This is a genomic window from Planktothrix sp. FACHB-1355 (genome assembly GCF_014748295.1).
In the GTDB taxonomy this organism is placed as follows: Bacteria; Cyanobacteriota; Cyanobacteriia; order Cyanobacteriales; family Aerosakkonemataceae; genus Aerosakkonema; species Aerosakkonema funiforme_A.
Map to the genome: position 1 here is coordinate 1 of NZ_JACJUP010001294.1, position 1,846 is coordinate 1,846.

General features: G+C 40.0%; 1 protein-coding gene. It reads left to right on the forward strand.

Annotated features, from left to right (window positions below; all coding sequences use genetic code 11):
* A partial coding sequence (locus H6S82_RS31720; protein ID WP_191057384.1) for an ATP-binding protein occupies positions 1 to 1,753 on the forward strand: 1,753 nt, incomplete at its 5' end.
* Positions 1,754 to 1,846: the final 93 nt, after the last annotated feature.

The following is a 1,846-nucleotide window of genomic DNA, read 5'->3' on the forward strand; positions in this document are numbered from 1 at the left end:
AGAAGCACTGGCTAATGAACTAGCAGCAGAGTTTTATTTTTCCCTTGGTCGAAAAAAGGTAGGTCAGACATATTTGATGGAAGCATACTATGGCTATATTCGTTGGGGAGCGATGGCAAAAGTCAAAAATTTAGAATTAAGATATACCCAAATATTAGCTCAAATAATCAAAACAGAAGCGCCAATTTTTAATCTAACAAAAACAACAACTTTGACGAATAGTATTGCTTCAGATAAGTTAGATTTTGCCACAGTAATCAAAGCTTCACAAGCCGTTACGGATGAAATTGTTTTGGATAGATTGCTAGATAAATTATTGAATATCGCGATGGAAAATGCGGGAGCCCAAAAAAGTTGCCTTATTTTAGAGAAAAATGGTCAACTCTTAATAGAGGCTACTGGTAGTGTAGAGCAAGACGGGGTTGTAATGCTGTCATCAATACCAGTTTCTTGCAGTCAGCATTTGCCGATATGCCTGATAAATTTTGTAGCTAGGACTTGTGAAAGCGTAGTTTTGAATGATGCGGCAAAAGAAGGGAGATTTACCGCAGATCCTTATATCGTCAAAAATCAACCGAAATCGATTTTATGCGTACCGATTATCAATCAAAGTAAATCGATCGGCATTCTTTATTTAGAAAATAACTTGACCGCTGGTGCATTCACTCCCGGACGTTTGGAAGTCATTAAGATCCTTTCTTCCCAAGCAGCTATTTCTCTAAAAAATGCTATGTTGTATAACAATTTAGAAGGTGCAACTGAAAACTTAAAACAAGCCAACGAGCAGTTAGAAGATTACAGCAAAACTTTGGAACGACGGGTGGACGAGAGGACGCTGGAATTAAGGGAAAAAAATCAGCAGTTACAACAAACTTTGCAAGAATTACAGCAAACTCAGACTCAGTTGATTCAAAATGAAAAAATGTCTTCTCTGGGGCAGTTGGTTGCTGGTGTCGCTCACGAAATTAACAATCCAGTTAACTTTATCTATGGCAATCTTAACCATGCTAGGCAGTATCTTGAAGACCTCTTACACCTGATTGAGGTTTATGACAAATACTCCAATAAGTCACCTGAAATTGAAGCTGAAATTGAAGCGAGCGATTTTGAATTTGTCAGAACGGACTTCTCGAAAATTATAGATTCCATGCAGGTAGGGGCCGATCGCATTCGTCAGATTGTGCTGTCATTGCGAAACTTCTCCCGCCTAGATGAAGCGGATATGAAATCTGTGGATATTCATTCGGGCATCGATAGCTCTTTGTTGATTTTACAGCATCGCCTCAAAGAAAAGGCAGGAAATCCACCAATTGAAGTTATCAAAAAGTACGGTCAGCTTCCGAAAGTCGAGTGTTATCCAGGGCAACTGAACCAGGTATTTATGAATATACTGACCAATGCTATTGATGCTCTATACGACCGGGAATATACAGACAAAAATTCGGTACACCCTAAGCAATCACCTTACATCCGAATTTGCACGGATGTGCTGGATAACGGTTGGGTGCTGATCGAAATAGCAGATAACGGCCCTGGTATGAGGGAAGAGATCCGCCAAAAGTTATTTGACCCCTTCTTTACCACAAAACCTGTCGGTTCTGGCACTGGGTTGGGTTTATCTATTAGCTATCAGATCGTGGTGGAAAAACACGGCGGTAAACTCAAATGTTCCTCAGTGCCGGGAAAGGGGGCGGAGTTCGTTATTGAAATTCCGGTCAAGCAGCAGAGAAAGGGGTTAGGGGTTAGGGGTTAGGAAAAAAAAATTTATTTTTTGTTAAATTGTTAAACTTTTCCTGAAACTGGGAATAATATAAACTACCAGGGATGTAGCGCCTATAAATAGTCG